Raw genomic sequence first — 5,751 nt, 5'->3', positions numbered from 1 at the left:
CAATGGCGGTCTGCTCCCAGGTGCCGCCGGCAGCCGTGAACATTTCACCGAGCTTGGCGATGGAGGCGGCATCATTGCCCGCGGCCCACTGATGCAGCATCAGCACCTTGGGTGCGGCCATTGCGGTGCCCGAAAGCAGCGCAGCAGTCAGCAGCGTGGCCGCGGAAGCCGCGACCTTTGTCCTGAAGTTCATGTCTGTCTCTCTCCCATGCGCTCGCTACCCACCCGACTCTATGGTCGGTCCCTGTGGCCACTTGCGCTTTTCTCTTGCCGGTGCACATCCTCCTGCGCACCGTCGCATTAGTTCTAGGGTGAACTTATTCGGCTTGTCAACGCGCTTGGGGAGCGCCCATGTGAACAAGATCGAACTCAAATCTCTACTGACTGACGGGGCTTTAGCCACGCCAACCGGGCGGATCGTGCGCACCCTCAGCGCGCGCGGCGCCCTGAGCGCGACGCAGATCGCGCGGCTTACCGGATTGGCCAAGTCGACGGTATCGACGGTGCTCACGGAACTGCGCCGCTCCGACATGGTGGTCGAGGCCGGCAGCGAATCCGCCGGCGGCGTCGGGCGGCCGGCTACGGCCCTGACGCTCAACCCCAAGGCCGGCACCTGCATCGGCATTCTCATCGGGCAGACCGAAATCCAGGTGATCCTCGCGGACGTTTCGCACACCGTGCTTTCCGACCGCTCGGCCTACCTCGCGCCGGACTACTCCCCCGATACGGCGATCGAATATGTGAGGAAGCTCATCGCCGACGCCTACCAGGGCCAGTGGCAGGGCCGCGAGGGCCTGCTCGGGGTGGGCATCGCGGTGGGCGGCCCGGTCAATCCGGTCACCGGCAAGATGCTGCGCGCCGGCGGCATGCCGACCTGGGCCGGCGCCGACATGCGCGAGCTGTTCGGCCCGATCTTCGATGGCGTGCCGATCTTCTGCGACAACGAGAGCAACTGCGCCGCCATCGCCGAGATGACCTGGGGCGCGGCGCAGGGCCATGACGATTTCATCGTCTATACGCTCGACCTCGGGGTCGGCGGCGCCATCGTCTCGGGTGGCCGGGTGCTGCGCGGCATTGCCGGCGGCGCCGGCGAGTTCGGGCACGTGGTGCTCGATCCCAACGGCCCGCCCTGCCGCTGCGGCAACCGCGGCTGCCTAGATGTCTATGCCAGTTTCCGCGAGCCCCTGGCCGAGTCCGAGCGGCATTTCGGCCGGTCCATGCGCCTCGCCGACGTGGTCGAACTGGCGCTCGGCGGCGACGCCACCTGCCGGGCCTTGATCGAGCGGGCGGGCGAGGCCGGCGGGCACGGGCTCGGGCTGATCGGCTCGGTGTTCAACCCCACGCTGGTGGTGGTCAGCGGGCGGCTGGTCGCGGCGGGCGACATGCTGATGCGGCCGCTGGCCGAAAGCTTCGAGCGCCACACGCTGGTCAAGCACGGCGACGTGCCCGACACGGCGCGCACCATCCTCAGCCCCAGCCGCTTTTCCGACAACGGCGCCTGCATGGGCGCGGTCGGGCTGGTGCTGCGCCACCATGGCCGGTTGCTCAACTAGCCTGAGGCAGGATGTCCGGCGGGGACATTGAGGGGTTGCGCCGCCCTCCCCGCTCGAACAGTCTTCCGCTCTTTCGGTAAAAGGAGTCGGCGGCATGACCATTGCAATCATCGGCGGGACGGGGTTCCTCGGCACGGCAACGGCCAGGCGCCTCAAGGAGCGCGGGCATGACGTGCTGGCGGTTGCGCGCGGCAAGAGCCCGGTGGCGCTGCACGAGGGGGTGCGGTTCGAGAAAGCCGACCGGATGGACGGCAGCAAGCTCGCCGAGCTCCTCAAGGCCAACGGCGTCAGCGCGGTGATCGACATCTTCGCCCTCACCCTGCGCAATACCCAGCCGGTGATCGAGGCCGCCGCCTCCGCCGGCGCACGCTATGTGCTGGTGAGTTCCACCGACGTCTATTCCAACTACGGGGGCCTGTTGAAGAAGGAGAGCCCGGCGGTCCGCCCGGAACCCGCCACCGAAGACTCCCCACTGCGCACCCTGCGCTACCCCTATCGCGGCAATGACCGCCGTCCCAAGGGCGTCGAGGACGAGCTGTTCGAGGACTACGACAAGATCCCGATCGAGGAGTTCGCCCTCGCCCATGGCGCGCCCGAGGCGACGGTGATGCGGCTGCCGATGATCTTCGGGCCCGAGGACAAGCAGCACCGCTTCGGCTGGGCCATCAAGGGCGCGAAGAAGGGCGAGCCGTTCAGGCTCGACAAGCGCGGCGCCGCCTGGCTCAATTCCTACGCCTATATCGACGACGTGGCCGAAGCGCTGGCGCTGGCCGCCACCCTGCCCGAGGCCGCCGGGCGGACCTACAACGTGGCGCAGCGGAACGTCCGCACGCAGGCCGACTGGGCCCGCACCATCCTGACGCTGATGGGTCACGACAGGGACATCGTCCTCGTCGACGCCGAGGCTAACGGCGTCCTCGCCGACCGCGCCGAATCGAGCGATCTCAGCTATCCGCTGACCCTCGATTCCGCCCGTATCCGGGCCGAGCTGGGGTACAGCGAAATCGTCCCCGAGGAGCAGGCCCTGCGCCGCACCATCGATTGGGAACTCAGCCAGGGCTGATTCCCGCCCTACCCGGGATTGACTCGGGCGCGCGCTTCTTTAGTTTCACTAAAATCGCGAGGGCGTCCGTGCCAGTTCTGAAATTCGAGAAGCGTTCCGAGCCGGCCGAACCGGCGACACCGATCGACCCGAGCCTCGGGCAGCGGCTGCGCGACCGTCGGAAGGAACTGGGCAAGACCCAGCAGCAGGTGGCCGAGGAGGCCTCGCTCACCGTCGGCTTCATCTCGCAGATCGAGCGCGGCATCTCGAGCCCCTCGCTGACCTCGCTCTACAATGTGGCGAAGGCGCTGGAGACCACCGTCGACCAATTCGTCTCCGCCTCCCCCGCGCGCCGGCACAGCGTCGTCAGCCATTCCGGCCAGCGCCAGACCTACAAGGTCGGCGGCACCTCGCGCTATTACGAGTTCCTAGAGCGCGGCTTCCCCGAGGCGACGCTCAACGCCTGCCTCTCGCACGTGCCGCCCGGCCACGCCTCGGAGATGATGAGCCACGAGGGCGAGGACTTCGTCTATCTCGTCGCGGGCGAAATGCTGTACGAGGTCGACGGCATCGAATACCGGCTGGGCCCCGGCGACACGCTGCATTTCGACAGCCGCAAGCCGCATCGCGGCACCAATATCGGCCCCGGCACGGCGCTCGAGCTCTGGGTCGGCACCATGCAGCTGTTCCCCCAATGAGCCCGATCGATCCCGCCATCGCCGGCAAGCTGAGCGCTGCGCTCGCGACCGGCCCCGTGCAACTCTTCGCCGTGCTGTCGGAACTGTTCACCGCAATCCCCGGCGTCCGCACCGCCACGTTCATCGCCACCGCGCCCGACAGGAGCGTCACGCACCGCATCGGCACCTCGAACCCGGTGGATTTCCCGGTCGGCAATGTCGATCCGGTCGACGACAGCCCGTGGAACCGGCGCATCCTCGGCGAGATGCGGCCGGTGATCGGCGACAGCGTCGCGGCCATGGCGGCGTTCATTCCGGAAACCGCCGGCCTCGTCGCCATGGGCTACGGCGCCTGCTCGTGCTTTCCCATCGTGATCGGCGGCGAGACCCGCGGCGTCGTGGCGCTGCTCGGCGATGCCGGCATCTTCACGCCGGCCGTCCTCGCCACCGTTGACACGCTTCTGCCCATCGCTGCGCTGATCTTCACCTTCAAGGGGATCAGCGAGAGATGACGAATACCGGCGGGGCTCTCGCCGGAGACTGACGAACTCAACCAGGGAGACTGTAATGCGTTTGTTCAAGACGCTTATGGCGGTCGCCGTCGGCGCGGTGATGACCGCGTCCGGAGCGATCGCCGAAACACCTAAGAATACCCTCGTCATCGCCGATGCGATCGACGACATCATCACGCTCGATCCGGCGGAAGTGTCGGAAGTCGGCGGCGTGTTGATGAGCCAGCAGATCTATCAGCCGCTGGTGACGTTCGACCCGGCCGATCCCACCAAGATCATCGGCGTCCTCGCCGAGAGCTGGTCGGTGTCGGAAGACGGCAAGACCTTCACCTTCAAGATGAACCCCCAGGCCAAGTTCGCCTCGGGCCACCCGGTGACCGCCAAGGACGCCGAGTATTCGCTGCAGCGCGTCATCCTGCTCGATAGCCGCATCTCGTTCATCCTGACCCAGTTCGGGCTCAACAAGGACAACGTTGCCGAGCGCATCAAGGCGACCGACGACAGCACCCTGGTGCTGCAGGTCGACCAGAAATACGCGCAGAGCTTCGTGCTCTACGTGCTGAGCTCCTTCACCGGCGGCATCGTCGACTCCGCCCTCGTCAAGCAGCACGAGGGCAAGCGCGAAGACGGCAGCAACGACTATGGCAACGCCTGGCTGAAATCCGACAACTCGGCCGGCTCGGGCCCCTACGTCCTCACCAAGTGGGACCCCAAGGTCTCGATCCTGATCAGCCGCAACGACAATTACTGGGGCACTCCTCCGGGCGTCGAGCGCATCTTCATCCAGCACATGCCGGAATCGGCCACGCAGCGCCTGGCGCTCGAAAAGGGCGACATCGACATTGCCAACAAGCTAGGGCCCGACGATATCGGCGCCGTGTCGGCCAATCCCGACGTTTCGGTCAAGGAAGGCATCTCATCGACGATCTACTATTTCGGCCTCAACGTCCGTAATCCGGCGCTGAGCAACCCGAAGGTGGTCGAGGCGATGAAGTACCTCGTCGACTACCAGGGCATCGCCGACTCGATCGGCCGCGGCACCGTGAAGGTGCACCAGACCATGATCCCCGACGGGTTCCTGGGCGGCGGCATCGGCTACACCCCCTACAAGCTCGACGTGGAGAAGGCCAAGGCGCTGATCGCCGAGTCCGGCGTTGCGACCCCGATCAAGCTCGCGACCGTGGTCTGGAACGTCCCGCCCTATACCGAATACGCTCAGGCCGTGCAGGCGACCATGGCGCAGGCCGGCATCGAGCTCGACCTGCAGGTGGTGGACGGCGGCCAGTGGCTGGAACGCTACCGCTCGCACGACCTCGACATCTGGTTCGGCCTCTGGGGCCCGGACTATCCCGATCCGCACTCCAACGCCAAGGCGTTCACCGTGAACGACCCGACCGATCCCGACGGCGCCCACGGCAACCTCGCCGACCGCTTCGGCTGGAACTCCGGCCCGCTCTCCGACCAGGTCCTCGCCGCCGTGCAGGAACAGGACACCGAGAAGCGCAAGCAGATGTACGACGAAATCCAGCGCGCCCACACCGACAGCTCGCCCTTCGTCTACATGTTCCAGGACAGCCGCAAGGTCGCCATGCGCGCGAACGTCAAGGGTGTGGTGCTGGGCATCACGTTCTCGGACGACCGCTATGGCGGCGTGACGAAGGAATAGTCCCATCGGAGGGCGGGAGTCCGCCCTTCGCTCCGCTCAGGTCGCGCGACGCTACCGCGCCGCGGACCCCTCATCCGCCCTTCGGGCACCTTCTCCCGCAAGGGGAGAAGGCAGAACAGAGGAGCCGGTGGCTTCTCGGAGACGCATTTGACGAAACTCGCCGCCCGCCTGCCCTCACGATTGCCCCCGCTGCCTTCTCCCCTTGCGGGAGAAGGTGCCCGAAGGGCGGATGAGGGGTCGGCATCGCTAGCGATGCCCGGTCCGAGCAGAGCGAGGAACGATATGGGCGCGCCCAAATGAC

The 5,751-nt window shown here is 66.7% G+C and carries 5 protein-coding genes and 1 pseudogene; 5 read left to right on the top strand and 1 reads right to left on the bottom strand.

The features are described 5' to 3' along the window. Positions 1-193: pseudogene (locus JWQ89_RS05990) on the bottom strand (carbohydrate ABC transporter substrate-binding protein); the annotation flags it as partial. A gap of 160 nt (positions 194-353) precedes the next feature. Here JWQ89_RS05990 and JWQ89_RS05985 point away from each other — a divergent pair. The 5 genes from JWQ89_RS05985 to JWQ89_RS05965 all read left to right on the top strand — a co-directional run bounded on the left by JWQ89_RS05985 (position 354) and on the right by JWQ89_RS05965 (position 5,450). Next, a complete protein-coding gene (locus JWQ89_RS05985; RefSeq protein WP_299639280.1) occupies positions 354-1,553 on the top strand; it encodes an ROK family transcriptional regulator in 1,200 nt (399 codons plus the stop codon). A 94-nt stretch (positions 1,554-1,647) separates the two neighbouring features. After that, on the top strand, positions 1,648-2,616 hold the full coding sequence (locus JWQ89_RS05980; RefSeq protein ID WP_299639279.1) for an NAD-dependent epimerase/dehydratase family protein: 969 nt from the start codon (positions 1,648-1,650) through the stop codon (positions 2,614-2,616). Positions 2,617-2,684: 68 nt separating this feature from the next. Continuing rightward, the gene (locus tag JWQ89_RS05975; RefSeq protein ID WP_299639277.1) at positions 2,685-3,293 is read left to right on the top strand and encodes a cupin domain-containing protein; all 609 of its coding nucleotides are present in this window, start codon (positions 2,685-2,687) and stop codon (positions 3,291-3,293) included. Continuing rightward, positions 3,290-3,784 carry a hypothetical protein gene (locus JWQ89_RS05970; RefSeq protein ID WP_299639275.1) on the top strand — a complete coding sequence of 165 codons (495 nt, stop codon included), beginning with the start codon at positions 3,290-3,292 and terminating at the stop codon, positions 3,782-3,784. Before JWQ89_RS05975 ends, JWQ89_RS05970 begins: the two co-directional genes overlap by 4 nt. A gap of 55 nt (positions 3,785-3,839) precedes the next feature. Then, positions 3,840-5,450, top strand: coding sequence for an ABC transporter substrate-binding protein (locus JWQ89_RS05965; protein WP_299639273.1), 1,611 nt, complete (start codon positions 3,840-3,842; stop codon positions 5,448-5,450). Positions 5,451-5,751: the final 301 nt, after the last annotated feature.

Source organism: Devosia sp., assembly GCF_028290645.1.
Taxonomy (GTDB): domain Bacteria; phylum Pseudomonadota; class Alphaproteobacteria; order Rhizobiales; family Devosiaceae; genus Devosia_A.
The sequence above is the reverse complement of the archived record's forward strand: the minus strand, read 5'-3'. Positions and strand labels throughout refer to the sequence as shown.